The 21887-nt window shown below is 61.2% G+C and carries 21 protein-coding genes and 1 pseudogene; 13 read left to right on the top strand and 9 right to left on the bottom strand.

The window, feature by feature from the left end; translation table 11 throughout:
- Positions 1 to 17 precede the first annotated feature (17 nt).
- The gene (locus PseuLF5_RS10015) at positions 18 to 626 is read left to right on the top strand and encodes a TetR/AcrR family transcriptional regulator (RefSeq protein WP_128614997.1); all 609 of its coding nucleotides are present in this window, start codon (positions 18 to 20) and stop codon (positions 624 to 626) included.
- A 126-nt stretch (positions 627 to 752) separates the two neighbouring features.
- Here the strand turns inward: PseuLF5_RS10015 and PseuLF5_RS10010 are convergent, their stop codons facing one another.
- Positions 753 to 1211 carry an REP-associated tyrosine transposase gene (locus tag PseuLF5_RS10010; RefSeq protein WP_340133418.1) on the bottom strand — a complete coding sequence of 153 codons (459 nt, stop codon included), beginning with the start codon at positions 1209 to 1211 and terminating at the stop codon, positions 753 to 755.
- A gap of 209 nt (positions 1212 to 1420) precedes the next feature.
- On the bottom strand, positions 1421 to 1861 hold the full coding sequence (locus PseuLF5_RS10005; protein WP_267805793.1) for a GlcG/HbpS family heme-binding protein: 441 nt from the start codon (positions 1859 to 1861) through the stop codon (positions 1421 to 1423).
- 268 nt (positions 1862 to 2129) lie between these two features.
- Here PseuLF5_RS10005 and gcl point away from each other — a divergent pair, with 268 nt between their 5' ends.
- From gcl to PseuLF5_RS09965, 8 genes are all read left to right on the top strand, one after another.
- Entirely contained in the window at positions 2130 to 3905 is a 1776-nt protein-coding gene (gcl, locus tag PseuLF5_RS10000) for a glyoxylate carboligase (protein WP_123465839.1), read from the top strand.
- Positions 3906 to 3994: 89 nt separating this feature from the next.
- Entirely contained in the window at positions 3995 to 4777 is a 783-nt protein-coding gene (gene hyi / locus PseuLF5_RS09995) for a hydroxypyruvate isomerase (protein WP_340133417.1), read from the top strand.
- 202 nt (positions 4778 to 4979) lie between these two features.
- Positions 4980 to 5873, top strand: coding sequence for a 2-hydroxy-3-oxopropionate reductase (locus tag PseuLF5_RS09990; RefSeq protein WP_123465835.1), 894 nt, complete (start codon positions 4980 to 4982; stop codon positions 5871 to 5873).
- Positions 5874 to 6043: 170 nt separating this feature from the next.
- Positions 6044 to 7318, top strand: a complete 1275-nt coding sequence (locus tag PseuLF5_RS09985; protein ID WP_340133416.1) for a glycerate kinase type-2 family protein — start codon at positions 6044 to 6046, stop codon at positions 7316 to 7318.
- Positions 7315 to 8730, top strand: coding sequence for a pyruvate kinase (pyk, locus tag PseuLF5_RS09980; protein WP_340133415.1), 1416 nt, complete (start codon positions 7315 to 7317; stop codon positions 8728 to 8730). Before PseuLF5_RS09985 ends, pyk begins: the two co-directional genes overlap by 4 nt.
- Positions 8731 to 8929: 199 nt before the next feature.
- A complete protein-coding gene (locus PseuLF5_RS09975; RefSeq protein ID WP_186748451.1) occupies positions 8930 to 9844 on the top strand; it encodes an urea transporter in 915 nt (304 codons plus the stop codon).
- Between the two features lie 21 nt (positions 9845 to 9865).
- Entirely contained in the window at positions 9866 to 10690 is an 825-nt protein-coding gene (locus PseuLF5_RS09970) for an ion transporter (protein ID WP_123465825.1), read from the top strand.
- 105 nt (positions 10691 to 10795) lie between these two features.
- The gene (locus PseuLF5_RS09965) at positions 10796 to 11794 is read left to right on the top strand and encodes a sulfate ABC transporter substrate-binding protein (protein WP_123465824.1); all 999 of its coding nucleotides are present in this window, start codon (positions 10796 to 10798) and stop codon (positions 11792 to 11794) included.
- 354 nt (positions 11795 to 12148) lie between these two features.
- On the opposite strand, the gene PseuLF5_RS09960 is transcribed toward PseuLF5_RS09965, so the two are convergent.
- The gene (locus tag PseuLF5_RS09960) at positions 12149 to 12769 is read right to left on the bottom strand and encodes a hypothetical protein (RefSeq protein WP_340133414.1); all 621 of its coding nucleotides are present in this window, start codon (positions 12767 to 12769) and stop codon (positions 12149 to 12151) included.
- A 242-nt stretch (positions 12770 to 13011) separates the two neighbouring features.
- On the opposite strand from PseuLF5_RS09960, the gene PseuLF5_RS09955 reads away from it, so the two are divergent.
- Positions 13012 to 14199 carry an MFS transporter gene (locus tag PseuLF5_RS09955; protein ID WP_340133413.1) on the top strand — a complete coding sequence of 396 codons (1188 nt, stop codon included), beginning with the start codon at positions 13012 to 13014 and terminating at the stop codon, positions 14197 to 14199.
- Positions 14200 to 14262: 63 nt separating this feature from the next.
- Here the strand turns inward: PseuLF5_RS09955 and PseuLF5_RS09950 are convergent.
- Positions 14263 to 14385: pseudogene (locus PseuLF5_RS09950) on the bottom strand (type II toxin-antitoxin system HicA family toxin); the annotation flags it as partial.
- 219 nt (positions 14386 to 14604) lie between these two features.
- Between PseuLF5_RS09950 and PseuLF5_RS09945 the strand changes: the two are divergent.
- The 3 genes from PseuLF5_RS09945 to PseuLF5_RS09935 are packed head-to-tail and all read left to right on the top strand — an operon-like array spanning position 14605 to position 16954.
- Entirely contained in the window at positions 14605 to 15261 is a 657-nt protein-coding gene (locus PseuLF5_RS09945) for a peroxiredoxin-like family protein (protein ID WP_340133412.1), read from the top strand.
- Positions 15262 to 15288: 27 nt separating this feature from the next.
- Positions 15289 to 16008 carry an SDR family oxidoreductase gene (locus PseuLF5_RS09940; RefSeq protein WP_336347665.1) on the top strand — a complete coding sequence of 240 codons (720 nt, stop codon included), beginning with the start codon at positions 15289 to 15291 and terminating at the stop codon, positions 16006 to 16008.
- A 58-nt stretch (positions 16009 to 16066) separates the two neighbouring features.
- Positions 16067 to 16954 (top strand): LysR family transcriptional regulator, encoded by an 888-nt coding sequence (locus PseuLF5_RS09935; protein ID WP_340133411.1) that lies wholly within the window; start codon positions 16067 to 16069, stop codon positions 16952 to 16954.
- A gap of 314 nt (positions 16955 to 17268) precedes the next feature.
- On the opposite strand, the gene PseuLF5_RS09930 is transcribed toward PseuLF5_RS09935, so the two are convergent.
- The 5 genes from PseuLF5_RS09930 to PseuLF5_RS09910 are packed head-to-tail and all read right to left on the bottom strand — an operon-like array spanning position 17269 to position 21886.
- Positions 17269 to 17673, bottom strand: a complete 405-nt coding sequence (locus PseuLF5_RS09930; protein ID WP_128615814.1) for a hypothetical protein — start codon at positions 17671 to 17673, stop codon at positions 17269 to 17271.
- A gap of 25 nt (positions 17674 to 17698) precedes the next feature.
- A complete protein-coding gene (gene ccmI / locus PseuLF5_RS09925) occupies positions 17699 to 18901 on the bottom strand; it encodes a c-type cytochrome biogenesis protein CcmI (RefSeq protein WP_123465811.1) in 1203 nt (400 codons plus the stop codon).
- Positions 18898 to 19368, bottom strand: coding sequence for a cytochrome c-type biogenesis protein (locus PseuLF5_RS09920; RefSeq protein WP_123465809.1), 471 nt, complete (start codon positions 19366 to 19368; stop codon positions 18898 to 18900). Before PseuLF5_RS09920 ends, ccmI begins: the two co-directional genes overlap by 4 nt.
- The gene (locus PseuLF5_RS09915) at positions 19365 to 19901 is read right to left on the bottom strand and encodes a DsbE family thiol:disulfide interchange protein (protein ID WP_340133410.1); all 537 of its coding nucleotides are present in this window, start codon (positions 19899 to 19901) and stop codon (positions 19365 to 19367) included. The genes PseuLF5_RS09920 and PseuLF5_RS09915 overlap by 4 nt, the downstream gene beginning before the upstream one ends.
- Positions 19898 to 21886, bottom strand: coding sequence for a heme lyase CcmF/NrfE family subunit (locus tag PseuLF5_RS09910; protein WP_123465807.1), 1989 nt, complete (start codon positions 21884 to 21886; stop codon positions 19898 to 19900). Before PseuLF5_RS09910 ends, PseuLF5_RS09915 begins: the two co-directional genes overlap by 4 nt.
- Position 21887 lies beyond the last annotated feature (1 nt).

Genomic DNA, 21887 nt, shown 5'->3' with positions numbered 1-21887 from the left:
AAGGAACCACCGGGTTTATGAGCACAATCCGCGAGCGCAACAAAGAACTGATCCTGCGTGCCGCCAGCGAGGAATTCGCCGACAAGGGCTTCGCGGCGACCAAAACCAGCGACATCGCCGCCAAGGCAGGATTGCCCAAACCCAACGTCTACTACTACTTCAAGTCCAAGGAAAACCTCTACCGTGAGGTGCTGGAAAGCATCATCGTGCCGATCCTGCAGGCTTCGACCCCGTTCAACCCGGACGGCGTGCCGAGCGAAGTGCTCAGCGGCTACATCCGCTCGAAGATCCGCATCTCCCGCGACCTGCCCTTTGCCTCGAAAGTGTTCGCCAGCGAAATCATGCACGGCGCCCCGCACCTGAGCGCCGACCTGGTCGAGCAACTCAACGGCCAGGCCAAGCACAACATCGACTGCATCCAGACCTGGATCGACCGCGGCCAGATCGCCCCGATCGACCCCAACCACCTGATGTTCAGCATCTGGGCCGCGACCCAGACCTACGCCGACTTCGACTGGCAGATCTCTGCGGTCACCGGCAAGGACAAGCTCGACGAGGCGGATTATGAAGCGGCAGCACAGACGATTATCCGATTGGTGTTGAAGGGGTGTGAGCCGGATCAGTAAGACTGCGGTGACCCTATCGCTGGCAAGCCAGCTCCCCCAAGGTTTTTTGTCGTTTGCAAAATCTGCATTCAACAAGCAAACCTGTGGGAGCTGGCTTGCCAGCGATGGCGGCAACTCGGTATCAGATCAAACCCAGATGGCATCCCACAGCGGATAATCACCCAGCCTTTCTACCAATCCTGCCCGCAACGGGTTGGCGACCACATAACGCGCCATCTTCACCAGATCATCTTCCCGCCTCAATGCTCGATCATGAAAACCCTGCTGCCAAAGCGGCCCGCTACGATCGCTGGATAGATTCACTTCACGGGTAATCAGCGACTTGGTTTCTCCCATCAGCCTTCTGAGCGAACAATTTTCCAGCTCAACGAGCCAATGAAAATGGTCAGGCATGACCACCCACGCCAGTGAATTAGCCAATCCAAGCTCCTGTGCCCGGCGAAGTTGATGAACCACCAATCGACCCAAAGCGAAATTGGCAAAGATAGGTTCGCGACCAAGTGTGTTGGTTGTCAGTAGATAGATTTGATTGGGCTCGGCATAGCGGCCGGTTCGCAGACGATGTGAAGCCGGAAGATCAGGCAATCCTTTGCCCCTTGATGATGAGTTCACCAGAAGGCTAGACCGCAGCGCCCCATCTGGCTCAGCCGTCTTTTATCTTGATATGTCAGTCAGGCCGCCATCGCTGGCAAGCCAGCTCCCACAGTTTTTATGTTGAATACAAAATTTGTGAACGACACAAAACCTTGTGGGAGCTGGCTTGCCAGCGATTGCTTTACTTCAGACGCTACTGATCAAGCCGCCACCCCAGCATCCGCCTTCAACTCCAGCGCCTCCACTGCCCTGATCGCCACTTGCTCATCAATATCCGACAGATCGCCGCTGATGCCGATCGCTCCCAGCACGTTCCCCGCCTGATCGCGAACCAACACCCCGCCCGGGGCCGGGACGACGCTGCCCTGGCCCATGCTGTTGAGTGCGGCGATAAACGCCGGGCGTTGTTGGGCGTCCAGCGCCAGCAGGCGTGAGCCCTTGCCCAAGGCGATAGCGCCCCAGGCTTTGCCGATGGCGATCTGCGGGCGCAGCAGACTGGCGCCGTCTTCGCGTTGCAGGGTGATCAGGTGGCCGCCGGTATCGAGTACCGCAATGGTCAGCGGCGCAGCGTTGATAGCGCGCCCGGCGCTGATGGCTTCGTTGACCAGGTTGACTGCGACTTTCAAGGTTAAAGCGCTCATGGTGCCGTCCTCATTTTGTTATTGGGAAAGTCGGGGAGCTGCGGTTTTGTGCCGCAGCTCGATGCAACAAATAGAACACAATGAGTTATTTTTTTGTATACAATAATTCTCGAAAAGCGCCACATGCGACGAAAAGCCACAGTAGATACGGCTTCCGACGAATGAAACAGACGCTTGAGAAAATGGATTGACCTGCGCCGTCCGCCGTGAATACACTCTGCGCAAAGCCACTTGTATACAATTACAAAACGTAAAGAGGCACAAAACCATGAGCAAAATGAGAGCAATCGAAGCCGCCGTTCTGGTGATGCGCCGTGAAGGGGTTGATACCGCCTTTGGCATTCCCGGCGCTGCGATCAACCCGCTGTACTCCGCCTTGCAGAAAGTCGGTGGCATCGATCACGTCCTCGCTCGCCACGTCGAAGGCGCGTCGCACATGGCCGAGGGTTACACCCGCACCAAGGCCGGCAACATCGGCGTGTGCATCGGTACTTCCGGCCCTGCCGGTACCGACATGGTCACCGGGCTCTACAGCGCCTCGGCCGACTCGATCCCCATCCTCTGCATTACCGGCCAGGCACCCCGCGCCCGTATGCACAAGGAAGACTTCCAGGCGGTCGACATCACCAGCATCGTCAAGCCCGTCACCAAGTGGGCGACCACCGTTCTGGAGCCGGGCCAGGTGCCTTACGCGTTCCAGAAAGCTTTCTATGAAATGCGCTCCGGCCGTCCAGGCCCAGTGCTGATCGACCTGCCGTTCGACGTGCAGATGGCCGAGATCGAATTCGACATCGACGCTTACCAGCCGCTGCCGCTGGCCAAGCCGACTGCGACCCGCGTTCAGGTTGAAAAAGCTTTGGCGTTGCTGGATCAGGCCGAGCGTCCATTGCTGGTGGCCGGTGGCGGCATCATCAACGCCGATGCCAGCGATCTGCTGGTTGAATTCGCTGAACTGACCGGCATCCCGGTGATCCCGACCCTGATGGGCTGGGGCACCATCCCGGACGATCACCCGCTGATGGTCGGCATGGTCGGTCTGCAGACGTCACACCGTTACGGCAACGCGACGATGCTGAAATCCGACGTGGTACTGGGCATCGGTAACCGCTGGGCCAACCGTCACACCGGTTCGGTTGATGTGTACACCGAAGGTCGCAAGTTCATTCACGTCGACATCGAAGGCACGCAGATCGGCCGCGTGTTCACCCCGGACCTGGGCATCGTGTCCGACGCTGCTGCCGCGCTGACCGTGTTCATCGAAGTGGCGCGTGAATGGCAAGCCGCCGGCAAGCTGAAAAACCGCTCTGCCTGGTTGCAGGATTGCCAGCAGCGCAAGTCCAGCTTGCACCGCAAGACCCACTTCGACAACGTGCCGGTCAAGCCGCAGCGCGTTTACGAAGAGATGAACCAGGTGTTCGGCAAAGACACCTGCTACGTCAGCACCATTGGTCTGTCGCAGATTGCCGGCGCGCAGTTCCTGCACGTCTACAAGCCGCGTCACTGGATCAACTGCGGTCAGGCCGGCCCGTTGGGCTGGACCATTCCGGCAGCGCTGGGCGTGGTCAAGGCCGATCCGAGCCGTAAAGTCGTGGCCCTGTCGGGGGACTATGACTTCCAGTTCATGATCGAGGAGCTGGCGGTCGGCGCTCAGTTCAAACTGCCTTACATCCACGTTGTAGTGAACAACTCGTACCTGGGCCTGATCCGCCAGGCACAGCGCGGGTTCGAAATGGACTACTGCGTGCAGCTGTCCTTCGATAACCTGAACGCGCCGGAACTCAACGGTTACGGGGTTGACCACATCGCAGTCGCCGAAGGCCTGGGCTGCAAGGCGCTGCGTGTGTTCGAACCCTCGGAAATCGCCCCTGCCCTGCGCAAGGCCGAACAGATGATCGAAGAGTTCAAGGTGCCGGTGATCGTCGAAATCATCCTGGAGCGTGTGACCAACATCTCCATGGGGACCGAGATCAACGCCGTCAATGAATTCGAAGACCTGGCGCTGGTCGGCAACGATGCGCCAACGGCGATTTCGCTGCTCGACTAAACGTAATTGGCCCCCTCTTCCTCCGGGAGAGGGGACTTGATCGCGTTCAGTCTGATCAACCGTGTCACATGCGTTTTTAGGAGACCACCATGCCGCGTTTCGCAGCCAACCTGTCCATGCTGTTCACCGAACAGGATTTCCTTGCCCGTTTCGACGCCGCCGCCAAGGCCGGTTTCAGTGGTGTGGAATACCTGTTCCCGTACGACTTCAGCTCCGCCGAAATCAAGGCCAGGCTCGACGCCAACGGTCTGACCCAAGTGCTGTTCAACCTGCCGGCCGGTGACTGGGCCAAGGGCGAGCGCGGTATCGCCTGCCTGCCGGACCGGGTTGAAGAATTCCGCGCCGGTGTCGATCTGGCGATCGCCTATGCGCAAGTGCTGGGCAACACTCAGGTCAACTGCCTGGCCGGTATCCGCCCGCAAGGCGTCGACGATGCCACCGTCGAAAGAACCTTCGTCGCCAACCTGAAATACGCTGCCGAAAAGCTGCAGGCAGTGGGCATCAAACTGGTGATGGAAGCGATCAACACCCGCGACATTCCGGGCTTCTACCTGAACAACACGGCGCAAGCCCTGTCGATCCGCGAGCAGGTCGGCAGCGCCAACCTGTTCCTGCAATACGACATCTACCACATGCAAATCATGGAGGGCGATCTGGCCCGCACCCTGCAATCGCACCTGGGCGAGATCAACCACGTGCAGCTCGCGGACAACCCGGGGCGCAACGAGCCGGGCACTGGCGAGATCAACTACCGCTTCCTGTTCGAACACCTCGATCGCATCGGCTATCAGGGTTGGGTGGGTTGCGAGTACAAGCCGCTGACCACCACTGAAGCGGGCCTCGGCTGGCTGAAAACCCACAACGCAATCTGATTGACCACGCATAGCCCGTGTGGCGAGGGGATTTAGCGAATCGTCGCACCGCCCCGTTCGGCTGCGCAGCAGTCGTAATAGCTACACCCGCGCATTGCAAAAAATCTGGGGCAGCTTCGCTGCCCATCGGGGATAAATCCCCTCGCCACAAAAGCTCACCGACTCGGTGTTGGGAGCAAGACAAAAACAAGAGGATTTTCTCATGGCTAAAATCGGATTTATCGGCACCGGCATCATGGGCCACCCAATGGCGGCAAACCTGCAGAAAGCCGGTCACAGCCTGTTCCTGTCGGCGCACCACGACGCCGCGCCTGCCGACCTGGTGGCTGCGGGCGCCGTCGCCTTGGCCAACCCGCGCGAAGTGGCGCAGGAAGCTGAATTCATCATCGTCATGGTCCCGGACACCCCGCAGGTCGACGACGTGCTGTTCCGCGCCGACGGCGTTGCCGCCGGTATCGGCAAAGGCAAAGTGGTGATCGACATGAGCTCGATCTCGCCGACCGCCACCAAGGCCTTCGCCAAGAAGATCAATGAAAAAGGCGCGCAGTACCTCGACGCCCCGGTATCCGGCGGTGAAGTCGGCGCCAAGGCGGCGACCCTGAGCATCATGGTCGGTGGCGACGCCGATGCGTTCGAACGCGCACTGCCGCTGTTCCAGGCCATGGGCAAGAACATCACCCTGGTCGGTGGCAATGGCGACGGTCAGACCGCCAAGGTCGCTAACCAGATCATCGTCGCGCTGAACATTCAGGCCGTGGCCGAAGCGCTGTTGTTCGCCTCGAAAAACGGTGCCGATCCGGCCAAGGTGCGTGAAGCACTGATGGGCGGTTTCGCTTCGTCGAAGATCCTCGAAGTGCACGGCGAGCGCATGATCAAGGGCACCTTCGATCCGGGCTTCCGCATCAGCCTGCACCAGAAGGACCTGAACCTGGCCCTGCAAGGTGCCAAGGAACTGAACATCAACCTGCCGAACACCGCCAACGCCCAGCAAGTGTTCAGCACCTGTGCGGCCATCGGTGGCAGCAACTGGGACCACTCGGCGCTGATCAAGGGTCTGGAACACATGGCCAACTTCTCGATTCGCGACAACAAATAATCTTCACTTCTGGCTCGCTCCCTGTGGGAGCGGGCTTGCCCGCGATGGCATCGACTCGGTTTTTCTGAAGGACCGCAGCGCCTGAATCGCTGGCAAGCCAGCTCCCACAGAGACCGGGTTGCTGCACCGTTGTCGCTCCACTCCAATAACAAGAATTCCGGGAGCCCGCCATGTCGGTCGATCCGCAACAACTGCTGCGCGAGCTGTTTGCCACAGCCATCGACGCGGCCCATCCGAACCAGGTCCTTGAAGCTCATCTGCCTGCCGATCGCACTGGCCGAGTCATCGTCATCGGCGCCGGCAAAGCGGCCGCCGCGATGGCGCAAGTGGTCGAGCGCTGCTGGCAGGGTGACGTCTCGGGCCTCGTGGTGACCCGTTACGGTCACGGCACCCCGTGCGAAAAAATCGAAGTGGTCGAAGCCGCGCATCCGGTGCCGGACGCTGCCGGTCTGGCCGTGGCCAAACGCGTGCTGGAACTGGTCAGTAACCTGACCGAAGACGACCGTGTGATCTTCCTGCTCTCCGGTGGCGGCTCTGCCCTGCTCGCCTTGCCGGCCGAAGGCATCACCCTCGCCGACAAGCAGTCGATCAACAAAGCCCTGCTCAAATCCGGCGCAACCATCGGCGAGATGAACTGCGTGCGCAAGCACCTCTCGGCGATCAAGGGCGGGCGTCTGGGCAAGGCCTGCTGGCCAGCCACGGTGTATACCTATGCGATTTCCGATGTGCCGGGCGACCTCGCCACGGTCATCGCGTCCGGCCCGACCGTGGCCGATCCAAGCACGTCTGCCGAAGCACTGGCGATCATCAAACGCTACGGCATCGAGATTCCCGCTTCCGTGCGTAACTGGCTGCAAAGCCCTGAGTCGGAAACGGTCAAACCCGGCGATCCGAGTCTGGCGCGCAGCCACTTCCAGTTGATTGCCCGCCCTCAGCAATCGCTGGATGCCGCTGCGGTGAAATGCCGCCAGGCCGGTTTCAGTACGCTGATCCTCGGCGACCTCGAAGGCGAGTCGCGCGAAGTGGCCAAGGTCCACGCCGGCATCGCCCGCCAGATCATCAACCACGGCCAGCCATTGGCGGCGCCGTGCGTGATTCTCTCCGGCGGCGAAACCACCGTGACCGTGCGCGGCAATGGCCGTGGCGGACGCAACGCCGAATTCCTCCTCAGCCTCACCGACAGCCTCAAGGGCCAGCCCGGCGTCTACGCCCTGGCCGGAGACACCGACGGCATCGACGGCTCGGAAGACAACGCTGGCGCGATCATGACCCCGGACAGCTACGCCCGCGCCGCCGCCCTCGGTTTGAGCGCCAGCGACGAGCTGGATAATAACAACGGTTACGGCTACTTCGAGGCGCTCGATGCGCTGATTGTCACCGAGCCGACCCGCACCAACGTCAACGACTTCCGCGCCATTCTGATCCTCGAGAGCTCTAAATCATGACGCCTGATAAAAAGGTCAAAATCCTCGCCACCCTCGGCCCTGCCGTCGATGGCATCGAAGACATCCGTGAGCTGGTCGAGGCCGGGGTCAATATCTTCCGCCTGAACTTCAGCCACGGCGATCATGCCGACCACGCCAAGCGCTATCAGTGGATCCGCGAAGTCGAGCGCCAGCTCAACTACCCGCTGGGTATTCTGATGGACCTGCAAGGGCCAAAACTGCGCGTCGGCAAGTTCGCCGACGGCAAGGTGCAGCTGCATCGCGGCCAGGCGTTCCGCCTCGATCTGGACGCCACGCCCGGTGACGAACGCCGAGTGAATCTGCCGCACCCGGAGATCATCGCCGCGCTCGAAGCCGGTATGGATCTGCTGCTCGATGACGGCAAACTGCGCCTGCGGGTGGTCAGCAAATACACCGACGCGATCGACACCACCGTGCTCAACGGCGGTGAGCTCTCCGACCGCAAAGGCGTGAACGTGCCGCAAGCGGTGCTCGACCTGAGCCCGCTGACCGCCAAGGATCGCCGCGACCTGAGCTTCGGCCTCGAGCTGGGGGTGGACTGGGTGGCGCTGTCGTTCGTGCAACGTCCGCAGGACATGCTCGAAGCCCGCGAACTGATCGGTGACAAGGCCTTTTTGATGGCGAAAATCGAGAAGCCGTCGGCGGTTGAGCAACTGCGTGAAATCGCCGAGCTGAGCGACGCGATCATGGTCGCCCGTGGTGACCTTGGCGTGGAAGTGCCGGCGGAAAGCGTGCCGCAGATCCAGAAAAACATCATCAGCACCTGCCGCGAACTGGGTAAACCGGTAGTGGTGGCGACGCAGATGCTGGAGTCGATGCGCTTCTCCCCAGCGCCGACCCGCGCCGAGGTCACCGACGTCGCCAACGCCGTGGCCGAGGGTGCCGATGCGGTGATGTTGTCGGCGGAAACCGCGTCCGGTGAATACCCGCTGGAAGCCGTGCAGATGATGAGCAAGATCATCCGTCAGGTGGAAAACGGCCCGGACTATCAGACGCAGCTCGACGTCAGCCGACCAAAGGCTGAAGCGACCGTATCCGACGCGATCAGCTGTGCGATCCGCCGCATCAGCAACGTGCTGCCGGTGGCGGTGCTGGTCAACTACAGCGAGTCAGGCGCATCGACCCTGCGTGCGGCGCGGGAACGGCCGAAAGCGCCGATCCTCAACCTGACGCCAAACCTGCAGACCGCACGCCGCTTGAGTGTCGCGTGGGGGATTCACTCGGTGGTCAACGATCGCCTGCGTCAGGTCGACGAAGTCTGCTCGACCGCGCTGGAAATCGCCCAGGCCCAAGGCATGGCCGAGCGCGGCGACACGCTGCTGATCACCGCTGGTGTGCCATTCGGGCAGCCGGGGTCGACTAACTCGCTGCGTATCGAAACCTTGATCTAAAGAAAGCTACACAACCTGTGGCGAGGGGATTTATCCCCGTTCGGCTGCGCAGCAGTCGTCGCTTTTAGGGGTGTGACGGTTTCCACAGAGAAACCGCATTCTCCGATGGGGGCCGCTTCGCAGCCCAACGGGGATAAATCCCCTCGCCACAGTGACTTGCAAGACCTTTTGATTTTCCAACTGCCCAGATTTTCTCGACATGCCTGCCAATCATTTCAACACCCACTGCCCCGACTGGGCCGAGGCTTTGCTCAACGGTTTCAGTCAGATATTCCTCCAGCGCCATCCGCTGTGCGGCCTGTTGTGCCTGTTGGCGATCCTGCTGACGGCACCGGTGCTGTTCGCCGGCGCGCTGCTCGGTGCCGTCGCCGGGTTGCTCACTGCACAGCGGCGCAACTACGCCAAGGCGGATCGCCAGGCCGGATTGTTCAGTTACAACGGCGTGCTGCTCGGTTTGTTGCTGAGCCTGTATTTCCCCTGGTCGCCGCTGCTGCCGCCACTGATTCTGGCGGCTGGCGGCCTGAGCGCGATGCTCACTCAGCAGTGGCTCAAACACGTGTACCGCAGCCGGTCGATACCGGCCTACACCTCGCCGTTCGTGGCGATGAGCTGGATGTTGCTCCTGTTCGCCGAACCGTCCGCGCCAATGGCACACATCGAGATGAACACGCTGAACCTGCTCGCCGCTGAACTGCGTGGATTGGGTCAGGTGATGTTCCTCGGCCATCCGCTGGCCGGCGCATTGGTCGCCGCCGGTCTGCTGGTCGCGGATCGCCGTGCGTTTGCCTGGGCGCTATTGGCCTCAGCCATCGGCCTCGGTTCCAGTCTGCTGCACCATGAAACCCACGCGGCGTTGCTCGGCCTCGGCAGCTACAACGCCGTGCTCGCCGCCCTCGCCTTCAGTGGTCAGCGCCAACAGCCGTGGTTGCCGCTGCTCGGTATCGTGCTGGCATTGCTGGTGACGCCGCTGTTCGCCGCCATCGGCCTGGCGACGCTGACGGCGCCGTTCATCCTCGCCGGCTGGCTGATCCGCGCCGGGATCCAGGTGCTCGGCAAAGCGGCCGTGGACGGCACGCCTTGCGTACAGGGGGAGAATCAACCTAGGCTGCGCTGATCTTTAATTCAGGCGTTATCCATGGACAGCAACAACGGTTGGCGTGAACGGCTTTACGTCATGATTTTCCAGAGTGACACCCTCGCCGGACGGCGCTTCGACGGCACCTTGCTGTTGATCATCCTCGCCAGCCTGGTGGTGGTGATGCTCGACAGTATCGACAGCATTCACCAGAACTACGCCGATGTGCTGGCCTACATCGAGTGGGGCTTCACCATCATTTTTCTCGGGGAGTACATCCTGCGGTTGTACTGCTCACCGAAACCGTTGCGCTACGCCTTCAGTTTCTACGGACTGGTGGATCTGCTGGCGATCGTGCCGGGGATTCTCGCGCTGTACTACAGCGATGCGCAGTACCTGCTGATCATCCGGATCATTCGCATGCTGCGGATCTTCCGCGTGCTCAAACTCAGCCCGTACCTCAAGCAAGCCAACTACCTGATGTCGGCGCTGCGTGGCAGCAAGCAGAAGATCGTGGTGTTTCTGGTCAGCGTCTGCACCCTGGTGACAGTGTTCGGCACCCTGATGTACGTGATCGAAGGCCCGGAACACGGCTTCACCAGCATCCCCAAGGGCATCTATTGGGCTATCGTGACCCTGACCACCGTCGGCTTCGGCGACATTGTGCCGAAGACCCCGTTGGGCCAAGTGATTTCGTCGCTGGTGATGATCACCGGTTACTCGATCATCGCCGTGCCGACCGGGATTTTCACCGCAGAGCTGGCCAACGCCATGCGCGGCGAACAGCTGCAACACGACTGCCCGGTGTGCAAGAAAAACAGCCATGAACATGGCGCGGCGTTCTGCTCCCGTTGCGGCAATGCACTATTCAAGAAAATGGAATAAGCACAGAGCTTTTTAATCTTTAAGCGACTATGCGTGCCCCGTTATAGTCGCTGGCAAAACGGTATCACCCCCGACCGCTATCACCGACACAACAAGGAATGCGCAGTGAAAAAACTCTTTGGCGCCTCACTTCTCGCCGCCGGTCTTGCCTTTGGCAGTGTGGCGCAAGCCGCACCGCCCCTGCTCAACGTCTCCTATGACGTGATGCGCGATTTCTACAAGGACTACAACACTGCCTTCCAGAAACACTGGCAAGCCGAGCACAACGAGAACATCACCGTGCAGATGTCTTTCGGTGGCTCGAGCAAACAGGCACGTTCGGTGATTGATGGCTTGCCGGCTGACGTCATCACCATGAACATGGCGACCGACATCAACGCCCTCGCCGACAACGGCAAACTGGTCCCGGAAAACTGGGTCACCCGCCTGCCGAACAACAGTGCGCCGTTCACTTCGGCCACCGTGTTTATCGTGCGCAAAGGTAACCCGAAAGCCCTGAAAGACTGGCCGGACCTGCTCAAGGACGGCGTGCAGGTAATCGTGCCGAACCCGAAAACCTCCGGTAATGGCCGCTACACCTACCTGTCGGCCTGGGGCTACGTGCTGAAGAACGGCGGAGACGAGAACAAGGCCAAGGACTTCGTCGGCAAGCTGTTCAAACAGGCGCCGGTGCTCGACACCGGTGGCCGCGCCGCGACCACGACGTTCATGACCAACCAGATCGGCGACGTGCTGGTGACCTTCGAGAACGAAGCGGAAATGATCGCCCGCGAGTTTGGTCGCGATCAGTTCGAAGTGATCTACCCGAGCGTCTCTGCCGAAGCCGAACCACCCGTGTCGGTGGTCGACAAAGTGGTCGACAAGAAAGGCACCCGCGCTGCGGCGGATGAATACCTGAAGTACCTGTGGTCGCCGGAAGGCCAGGAAATTGCCGCCGCCAACTACCTGCGCCCACGGGACCCGGCGGTGCTGGCGAAATACACTGACCGCTTCCCGAAAGTCGATTTCCTCTCGGTCGAGAAGACCTTCGGTGACTGGCGATCGGTGCAGAAGACCCACTTCAATGATGGTGGGGTTTTTGACCAGATTTATACCGGCCAGTAAGGCTTGAGTGACAACGAAAAAGGCGATCCTCTGCGGTCGCCTTTTTTTGTGGAAGCCTGCCCCTCACCCCAGCCCTCTCCCGGAGGGAGAGGGGGCCGACCGAGGTGTCTGGCGTCAGACATCGACCTGAAATATCGAGTCGATTATGCGGTCGCCCAAGCAGTTTCAGCTCGGTGCACCTCTCAAGCATCCCCCAATCAGTTTCAGGTCGGTGTACCTCTCAAGCATCCCCCAATCAGTTTCAGGTCGGTGTACCTCTCAAGCATCCCCCAATCAGTTTCAGGTCGGTGTACCTCTCAAGCATCCCCCAATCAGTCCCCTCTCCCTCTGGGAGAGGGTTAGGGTGAGGGGCTTTTACATCGGCGGAGTGACGCCATCCTTGCCGGCGGAAATCGATTGCGCGGTCAGCGTGCCATCCGCGCCCTGGGTCACGAAGGTGACAATCTTCACCCCGACCTTGAGCAAACTGCGATCCCCCGGCGTCAGATTGACGATCGGCACATCCTCCGGCACCAGGATCTTCTGCTGCCCGCCCTTGTAATTGACGGTCAGCACCCGCCCATTACTCAACACCAGATCACCGACGCTGCCATTGATCATGCTGCTGCCGCTGGCCAGGTCGAACGGCCGATGGCCGTCACCACTGCCGGCCAGTTCCGGCGGGAATACGTGCACTTCAAGGGCCTTGAGCGTGCCATCCTCCTGGGGCATGGCCGCCGAACCGATGTAGCTGCCGGGTTTGATGTCTTCGATATTTGCCAGCGTGACGGCGCGGACCTTGGTGTCGGCGGTCAACTGGATGACCACGTTTTCGCCGCTGTTGACGTGGACTTTCAGCGCCTCGGCGCTGACCCCGGTGATCTCGCCGCGCACACCGATGCGCATCCCCGGTGCGTCCGCGGCCTGTACGCTGGCCGTGCCAAGCAGGCTGATCAAGGCAATGGTTACGGTGTGGCGAAGCCTCTGACGAAACATTGCAATCCTCCGGTCATGAATGTTGAACAAGCCGCTGCAAACATAAGCACGCTATCGAAGAAGATGTAAGTGAATGTATCATCGCCTTTCAACGGTCGGACGCAAAGTCCACCGATGGATGCCCCCTGACAGAAGCCAGTCATTCCGCAACGGAATAATTGATATCAACCGAAGGCTTCTTCTGCGCACCCGGTTTGTCCCTTAGCCTCACCGCATCCCCTTTCGCCGGATCGAGAAATCTTATGACCGCCACTACACACGCAATGACCCGAGGCATGGTGCTGCTGTTCGCCTTCTGCTGCGGCGCCATCGTCGCCAACATCTACTACGCACAGCCAATCATCGGCCTGATCGCCCCGGACATCGGCCTGTCCGACACCATGGCCAGCTTCATCGTCTCGCTCACGCAGATCGGTTATGCGCTGGGCCTGTTCTTTCTGGTGCCGCTCGGCGACCTGCTGGAAAACCGCCGGTTGATGATCCTCACCACCGTGGTGGCGATTGCCAGCCTGCTCGGCGCGGCATTCACCAGTCAGCCGAATGTGTTCCTGCTGATTTCATTGCTGGTGGGCTTCAGTTCGGTGTCGGTGCAGATCCTGATTCCCCTCGCCGCGCATCTGGCGCCGGAAGAATCCCGTGGCCGGGTGGTCGGCGGGATCATGGGGGGGCTGCTGCTGGGTATCCTGCTGGCGCGGCCGGTGTCGAGCGTCGTGGCTGACCATTTCGGCTGGCGCGCGATGTTCATGATTGCTGCCGCGTTGATGGCGGCGATCAGCGTGGTGCTGGCGTTGACCGTACCCAAGCGTCAGCCGGATCACAGCGCTTCTTATGGCCAGTTGATCGGTTCGTTGTGGACCCTGCTGCGCCAGCAACCGGTGTTGCGTCAGCGCGCGTTTTATCAGGGCTGCATGTTCGCCACGTTCAGCCTGTTCTGGACGGCGGTGCCGCTGGAACTGGCGCGCAACCATGGTCTGTCGCAAAGCGAAATCGCGATCTTCGCCCTGGTCGGTGCCATCGGGGCCATCGCCGCCCCCATCAGCGGGCGTCTCGCGGATGCTGGACACACTCGCATCGCCTCGCTGCTGGCCATGCTGTTCGCCAGCCTGAGCTTTCTGCCGGCCTTCATTCACCCGGCCTACAGTGTGATCGGCCTGGCCGTCACCGGCGTGGTACTCGACTTCTGTGTGCAGATGAACATGGTCCTCGGCCAGCGCGCTGTCTATTCGCTGGACGCCAAAAGCCGCGGTCGCCTGAACGCCCTGTACATGACCAGCATCTTCATCGGCGGCGCCTTCGGCTCCTCGGTCGCCAGTGCGGTGTACGAACATGGCGGCTGGTTGTGGATCGTGATTGTCGGCAGCGTGTTCCCGCTGCTGGCGCTGTTGCGGTTTCTGAGTGTCTCGCAGCGTGGTGCATTGGCAACGGCGTAAGACGTCAACGCATCGCGAGCAGGCTCGCTCCCACAGGTTGCTCACTGGACCTGTGGGAGCGATGACGCTTAATACCGAACCAACTGGCGGGTTGTATCGGTGCCTGAAGATGTGATGACTGCCGGTAACCCGATCCAGCGTCCAGCCTGCCTCCTCCAGCTCCTTGATCAATAGCCTGCTCTGCACCCACCGCCTCCTTGCCTCGGCCTGCTAAAAGCAACCCTGGAGTTATCTTTACTCAAGCCCAGAAATCTACGGAGTGACGTCCGGTTGTTTTACCGAATGTGATGATCGGCCCCATTCCCCCCAGGCATGAGTGCTATGCCACGCGCCTGTGTTCCGCCGCCCTCGCCTCACGGTCAATCTTGAATCCAGCCACTACCGGCGCTCCTTGGGACTTCGACCATGACCCTGCAAGCAAGACTCGACGCGTTCAAAGCCGACTTCAAGGCCGGCAAGCCTCCTTACAACGCCCCCGCCGACATTCACCCGGTGATGGAGCGCGCCACCGCCGAGCTGATCGCCTCCGGCACGGCAAACCGTGCCTTGAAAGTCGGTGACATGGCGCCGCTGTTCACCCTGAAAGACCCCGAAGGCCATCCCGTATCGTCGGCGGATCTACTGGCGCAAGGGCCGTTGGTGTTGACGTTCTATCGCGGTGTCTGGTGCCCGTACTGCAACCTGGAATTGCAGGCGTTGCAGGCCTTTTTCCCGTCGATTCAGCACGCCGGCGCCAGTCTGCTGGCCATTTCGCCGCAGATCGCGGCCAACAGCCGCAAGTCGCAACGCATCAACCAATTGCAATTCCCGATCCTCAGCGACCCGCGCAATGACGTGGCGGCGGCGTTCGGCCTGCGTTTCGAATTACCGGACTACCTGATCGAGCTGTACAAGAACCTGCGCAACGATCTGCCGACCTTCAACGATGATCCAGCGTGGACATTGCCGATGCCGGCCCGTTTTGTGATCGGTCAGAATGGCGTGATTCGTTACGCCGAGGTCAACCCGGATTACACTCAGCGTCCCGAGCCTGAAGCGATGCTGGATGCATTGCGCGGCTGATCCGATCCCCTGTGCCCAGGAGTTGCCATGACCCGACGTACCTTCCTCATCACCGGCGCCAGCAAAGGCATAGGCCGGGCGCTGGCCGAGCATCTGGACCGTGCCGGCCATCGGGTGGTGGGGATTGCCCGCCAGCCTGACCTGAGCTTTCCGGGCATCCTGTTTCCACTGGATCTGAGTGATCGCAAGCTGACCGGTGAGGTACTGGCGGAACTGGCGCGCACCTATGAATTCGACGGGCTGGTGAACAACGTCGGGCTGGTACGACCGCAGGCCTTGGGCGACATTGATCTGGACGCGTTCGACGAGGTCATGCGGCTCAATCTGCATTCGGCGTTGCAGGCGACTCAGGCGCTGTTGCCGGGGATGCGCACGCGGGGCTGGGGTCGGGTGGTGAACATCTCCAGCCTGACGGTGCTGGGCATTACTCAGCGTACAGCCTATGCCGCAGCGAAAGCAGCGCTGGTCAGCTTTACCCGTTCGTGGGCGCTGGAACTGGCGCAGACCGGCATCACCGTGAACGCCGTCGCGCCCGGACCGACCGAGACCGAGCTGTTCCGCGCCAACAATCCGCCCGGCAGCGAAGGCGAAGCACGCTATCTGGCCGGGGTGCCGATGGGCCGCCTGGGGCAGCCGGAGGAGATCGCCGCGGCGATCGCGTTTCTGTTGTCCGAGCAAAGCGGGTTCATCACCGGGCAGACATTGTTTGTCGATGGCGGCGCCTCTGTGGGCAAAACCGCGTTCTGAGCAACACCTTATTGCCCGGTGGGGTTACGACAACTTTCAGACTTGCACAGGAATACCGATGGACCGTCTCGCCGCCATGGAAACCTTCGTCTACGTCGTTGAAACCGGCTCGTTTTCCGCCGCTGCCCGGCGCTTGAATATCGGCCAGCCGGCTGTGTCGAAGACCATCGCTCTGCTGGAAAAGCGCCTGGCCGTCAGCCTGTTGCTGCGCTCGACCCGCGGCCTGACCCCGACCGAAGCCGGGCTGGCCTATTTCGAGCGGGCCAAACGTGCCATCGACGAAGCCGACGAGGCCGACAACGCCGCCCGTGGCAGTGCAGGCGGTTTGAGCGGCAACTTGCGCATCAGCGCGGCGGTGACCTTCGGCCGTCTGCACATCGTTCCGCACCTGGGGGCGTTTCTCGATCAGCACCCGCAACTGAACATCGACCTGATGCTCGACGATCGCAACATCAACCTCGTCGAGGAAGGCATCGATGTCGCCCTGCGCATGGGCGCATTGACCGATTCGGGCCTGACCGCGCGCAAGATCGCCGATTGCCGCCGCGTGGTGCTCGGCACCCCGACGTACTTCGCCAGACACGGCGAGCCGAACTGCCCTGCCGATTTGAGTAAACACCAGGCCGTCGTCTACAACCTCGGCGGCGGCAACACCTGGCAGTTCGCCAAAGGCGCGGAACGACAATCGGTCATTATCAGTGGTCGCCTGCGCGTCAGCGCGGCCGAGGGCGTGCGCGAAGCCGTGCTGGCCGATCAGGGCCTGACGCTCGCCTCCGAATGGATGTTCGCCCCGGAACTGGCCAGCGGCGCGGTGAAGACCGTCATGCCCGACTGGACCCTGCCCGACATGGATTTATGGGTGGTGTTTGCGACGGGAAGGATGGCGAGCGCCAAGGCGCGGGCGTTTGTCGAGTACGTGCAAGGGTTGCTGGCTAGCGAACACTAGCGCCCAGCGTTTCGTTTATTGCGATTTTCGTTTATTCGAATAAGGTCCCGACATCCGTCCTTTGCGAATGCCGGAACACCCCGTGTCGATCATCACCCATCCGCGGATTCGGCTACGGCCAACGCTGCCGCTCAACAGCAACGACCACACTTGAAATTTCCAGCGCTGGACGTCGAACCTTTTCTCAATCTGCTACAGCGCCAAGGCCTGATTCAATCGGTGCAGGCATTGCGCAAGTTCGGCGCAATGCTCTGAAGACTCGCCCCCGAAACGCGGACAAAAAAAACGGCGATCCAAAGATCGCCGTTTTTTCATTACTGCCCGAACTGTTTGCCCAATCCCGGCGGCACGCCGTGGATGTTGGTGTCTTCCCACGGACCGTTGGGGCTGATCGAGCGGCTCCAGCCATTGTTCCAGCGGTAGTAGGTGCGCTGGCGGTAGAAAGTGTTGGGCTGGTCGTCGAGGACATAGACGCCGAGCTTCTGGTCCCAGTGGCTATTGCCACCCGGTGGCGGGGCGAAGCTGGCCGAGGTGCGTGGCACCGGTTTGGACGGTTTGGCCGGGATGCTTTTGCCAGGGGTTGGCGAGGTGGACGGGGTCGGGCTCGGCTGGGACGGCGGAATCGGCGGCAGATTGGTGGTCGGTTCCGGTCGTTGCACCGCACATGCACTCAAGCCCAGGGCCAGTGTGAGGACTGTGATTCGGGCGATGGTGTGCATGGCGGTGCTTTCCTGTTGTGTCCGGCTATTTGTCCGGGCTGTCGATGATCAGTTTTTGTAGCGCGGTGGTGCTGCTGGCCAGAGGCCCGCTGCGACCGACCCACTCACCAGCCGTTGGCTGGCCGGCGCGGGAGATGCGCGCAACCAGTTGGACTTCAGGGAAGTTCGACAGTTTCAACTGCGGCATCATCGCGTCGGCATCGCCCAGTTCGACAGTCACCGGCAGATCCGCCACAGTCAGGCGTTTGGCCGCCAGCGGTGCCGGCGGGCCGGAGGTGGCGCGGGCAAAGATGAACACGCTGTCGCCCGGTTGCACTTTGCTTCTGAGTTCGCTGGAAAGATCGACGCTGACTTTCAACAGTGCGGCTTTCGCGGCTACCGGTGCCTGAGCGACTTTGCCGCCGCTGGCTTCCAGACGCTCGGCGGCACGTTTGATCCCGCCTTGCAGCGCGGCGCGGGAGTTGTCGTCCGGCGGCAGTTGCGCCAGCAGACGATTCCAGTAGTCGATTGCCTCCTGATAACGCTCGCCCTCGAACGCGGCAATACCGAGCAGGCCAAGGCTGGTGACCTCTTTCGGATCGGCCTTCAGTGCTTCGTCCGTCAGTGCCTGGATCTTCGCCGACCACTTTTTGCCGTCAGCGAAATATTGCGCCTGGGCCCACTGGCCGAGCAGTTCCGGCTGACGCCCGGCGAGGTTGGCGGCGCGCTCGAACATCTTCGCCGCGTCCGCCGGACGCTCCTGAGCCATGTAGGTACGACCGAGGAAATACAGGCCCTCGGCAGAATCCGGTTGCGCCGCGACAGCACGCTCCAGACGCTGGGTCATTTCTTCCATCGACTGCGGCGCCTGGGCGAACTCGCGGGTCAGTTCGACCTTGTCGGCGGCGCCGAAATGCAGGTACAGACCCAGGCCCAGTACCGGCACCAGGACGGCGGCCAGCAGCGGCAACGGTTTGCCCAGTTTCGACACACGTGGCGCGGCAACGCCTTCGGTATCGGCGAGCAGTTCACGGGCAGCCTCGGCGCGCCCGCTGTCCATTTGCCCGGCATCGAGTACGCCTTCGGCCTGCTGCGATTGCAACTCGGCCACGCGTTCCTGATACAACGCGACGTTCAGGGCAGTGCGATCCTCTTCACGCTGGGCGCGACGCTCACGCAGAACCGGGATCAACAGAAAACTCAGGGCGACCAGAAGCAACAGCCCTGCGGCAAGCCAGAAATCAATCATTCTTGGTTTTTATCCAACAGTTGGTCGAGACGCTGACGCTCTTCGGTGGACAGCGATGTCGGGGTCTCGGCGCGCTGGCCGCGACGACGCCGGACAATCACCGCGATCACCACGAAACCGCCAAGCAGCAGCCCGGCCGGGCCGAACCACAGCAGTGCGGTCTTGGCGTTGAGTGCCGGTTTGTAACGGACGAAATCACCGTAGCGGTCGACCATGAAGTCGATGATCTGCTGGTTGTCCTTGCCCTCGCCGAGCATGCGGAAAATCTCTTTGCGCAGGTCGGCGGCAATCGGTGCGTTGGAGTCGGCAATGTCCTGGTTCTGGCACTTGGGGCAGCGCAGCTCCTTGGTCAACTCACGGAAACGCTCGCGATCACCTTCCTTGGCGAACTCATACGTGTCGATCGCGGCGTGAGCCATGCCGGCCAGACTCAGGCCCAGTACCACGGCGGCTAAAAAGCGCTTCATGGCTTGGCCTCATCGACCAGCGCCTGATACTTGGCGGCGAGTTTTTCGCGCCAGACCTGCTCGTCGATCACGCCGACGTACTTGTCGCGGATGATGCCCTTGGCGTCGATGAAGAAGGTTTCCGGGGCGCCGTAGACGCCGAGGTTCAGACCCAGCGAGCCTTCGTCGTCACGGATGTCCAGCACGTACGGGTTGTGGAATTCGGCCAGCCACTTCAAGGCATCGGCGTTGGTGTCCTTGTAGTTGATGCCGTAGATCACCACGCCGCGCTCGGCGAGTTTATTCAACACCGGGTGCTCGACCCGGCAGGAAATGCACCAAGTGCCCCAGACGTTGACCAGGGCAGGTTTGCCGAGAATGTCAGCCTTGGTCAGGATCTTGTCGCCCTGCACGTTCGGCAGGCTGAATTCCGGGAATGGCTTGTTGATCATCGCCGACGGCAACTCCGCCGGATCGAGGTACAGACCGCGATACAGAAACACCGCCACCAGCAGGAAAATCGCCAGTGGCACCAGCATCAACCAACGTCTCATGCAGCCGCTCCCGTCATGCCCAGTGCTTCACGCACCTTGGCTTTCACCTTGACCCGATAACGCCGATCCAGCGCCGCCAGCAATCCGCCCAGACCGGTGAGCAGGCCACCGAACCAGATCCAGCGCACGAACGGTTTGACGTGAACCCGCACCGCCCACGCGCCGTTTTCCAGCGGTTCGCCGAGTGCGACGTAGAGATCGCGTGTGAAACCGGCGTCGATCCCGGCCTCGGTCATCATCGAGCTCTGCACCGTGTACAGGCGTTTTTCCGGGTGCAGCACGCTGACTTCCTTACCGTCGCGGATGATCCGGATGGTGCCTCTGTCGGAGGTGAAATTCGGCCCTTCGAAGTGTTTGGCGCCTTCGAAGATAAAGTGATAACCGGCCAGGTCCATCGACTCGCCCGGCGCCAGACGCAGGTCGCGTTCAGCACTGTTCTGGCTCGACAACACCACACCGAGGGCGCATACGGCGATGCCGAGGTGAGCGATCTGCATGCCCCAGTAGCTGCGGGTCAGGGCTGGCAGGCCTTTGATCAGGCCTTTATGGCGGGTCTTGTCGAAGATGTCGCGCACGCCGGCCAGCAGCACCCACGCGGCGAGCAGGAAGGTCGCGATCACCGCCCAGTTGAAATCGCCGTAAGCGATACCGGCCACCACGGCCAACGCGACGCTGCCGAGCAACACCGGGGTCAGCATGTTCGCCAGCCATTTCACCGGAGTGTCTTTCCAGCGGACGATCACACCGACGGCCATCACCACCATCAGCAACGCCATCAGCGGGATAAACAACGCATTGAAGTACGGTGGGCCGACCGACAGCTTGGCACCGCTCAGGGCATCGAGAATCAGCGGATACAGGGTGCCAAGCAGGATCATCGACGCCGCTACCACCAACACCAGGTTGTTGCCCAGCAACAGGGTTTCCCGCGACCACAGGTTGAAACCGACCTGACTCTTCACCACCGGGGCGCGCAACGCGAACAGCGTCAGCGAACCACCGACCACGAACAGCAGGAAAATCAGGATGAATACGCCGCGCTCCGGATCGGAAGCGAACGCGTGCACCGAGGTCAGCACGCCCGAGCGGACAAGGAAGGTGCCGAGCAGACTGAGGGAGAACGCGGCAATCGCCAGCAACACCGTCCAGCTCTTGAACACGCCACGTTTTTCCGTGACTGCCAGCGAGTGGATCAGCGCCGTACCGACCAGCCATGGCATGAAGGAAGCGTTTTCCACCGGGTCCCAGAACCACCAGCCGCCCCAGCCGAGTTCGTAGTAAGCCCACCACGAACCAAGGGTGATACCGATGCCGAGGAAGGCCCACGCGACGATGGTCCACGGACGCGACCAACGCGCCCACGCCGCATCAAGGCGACCGCCCATCAACGCCGCGATGGCAAAAGCGAACGCCACCGAAAAGCCGACATACCCCATGTACAACATCGGCGGGTGAACGATCAGGCCAATGTCTTGCAACAGTGGATTGAGGTCAGCGCCATTGCTCGGCATTTGCGGCAGGATGCGTTTGAACGGGTTGGACGTGAGGATGAGGAACAGCAGGAAGCCGGTGCTGATCATGCCCATCACCGCCAGAACGCGGGCGAGCATGACTTGCGGCAACTGCCGCGAGAACACCGACACGGCAAAGGTCCAGCCGCCGAGGATCAACGCCCACAACAGCAACGAACCTTCGTGGGCGCCCCACACTGCGCTGAATTTGTAATACCACGGTAAAGCGGTATTGGAGTTGTTGGCGACATAGGCGACGGAGAAGTCATCGGTCATGAACGCGTAGGTCAGAATGCCAAACGCAAACAGCAAAAACGCAAACTGGCCCCACGCCGCCGGCTGGGCCAGGCTCATCCAGAAACGGTCACCACGCCAGGCACCGACCAATGGCACCACGGCCTGCACCAGCGCAAAACACAGCGCCAGAATCATCGCCAGATGGCCGAGCTCGGGAATAAACAGTGCGGACGTCATC

Origin of the sequence: Pseudomonas sp. LF-5, assembly GCF_037626295.1 — a bacterium.
GTDB classification, from domain to species: domain Bacteria; phylum Pseudomonadota; class Gammaproteobacteria; order Pseudomonadales; family Pseudomonadaceae; genus Aquipseudomonas; species Aquipseudomonas monsensis.
Note: the sequence above shows the minus strand (reverse complement) of the source record. Positions and strands in the feature narration are given on the sequence as shown.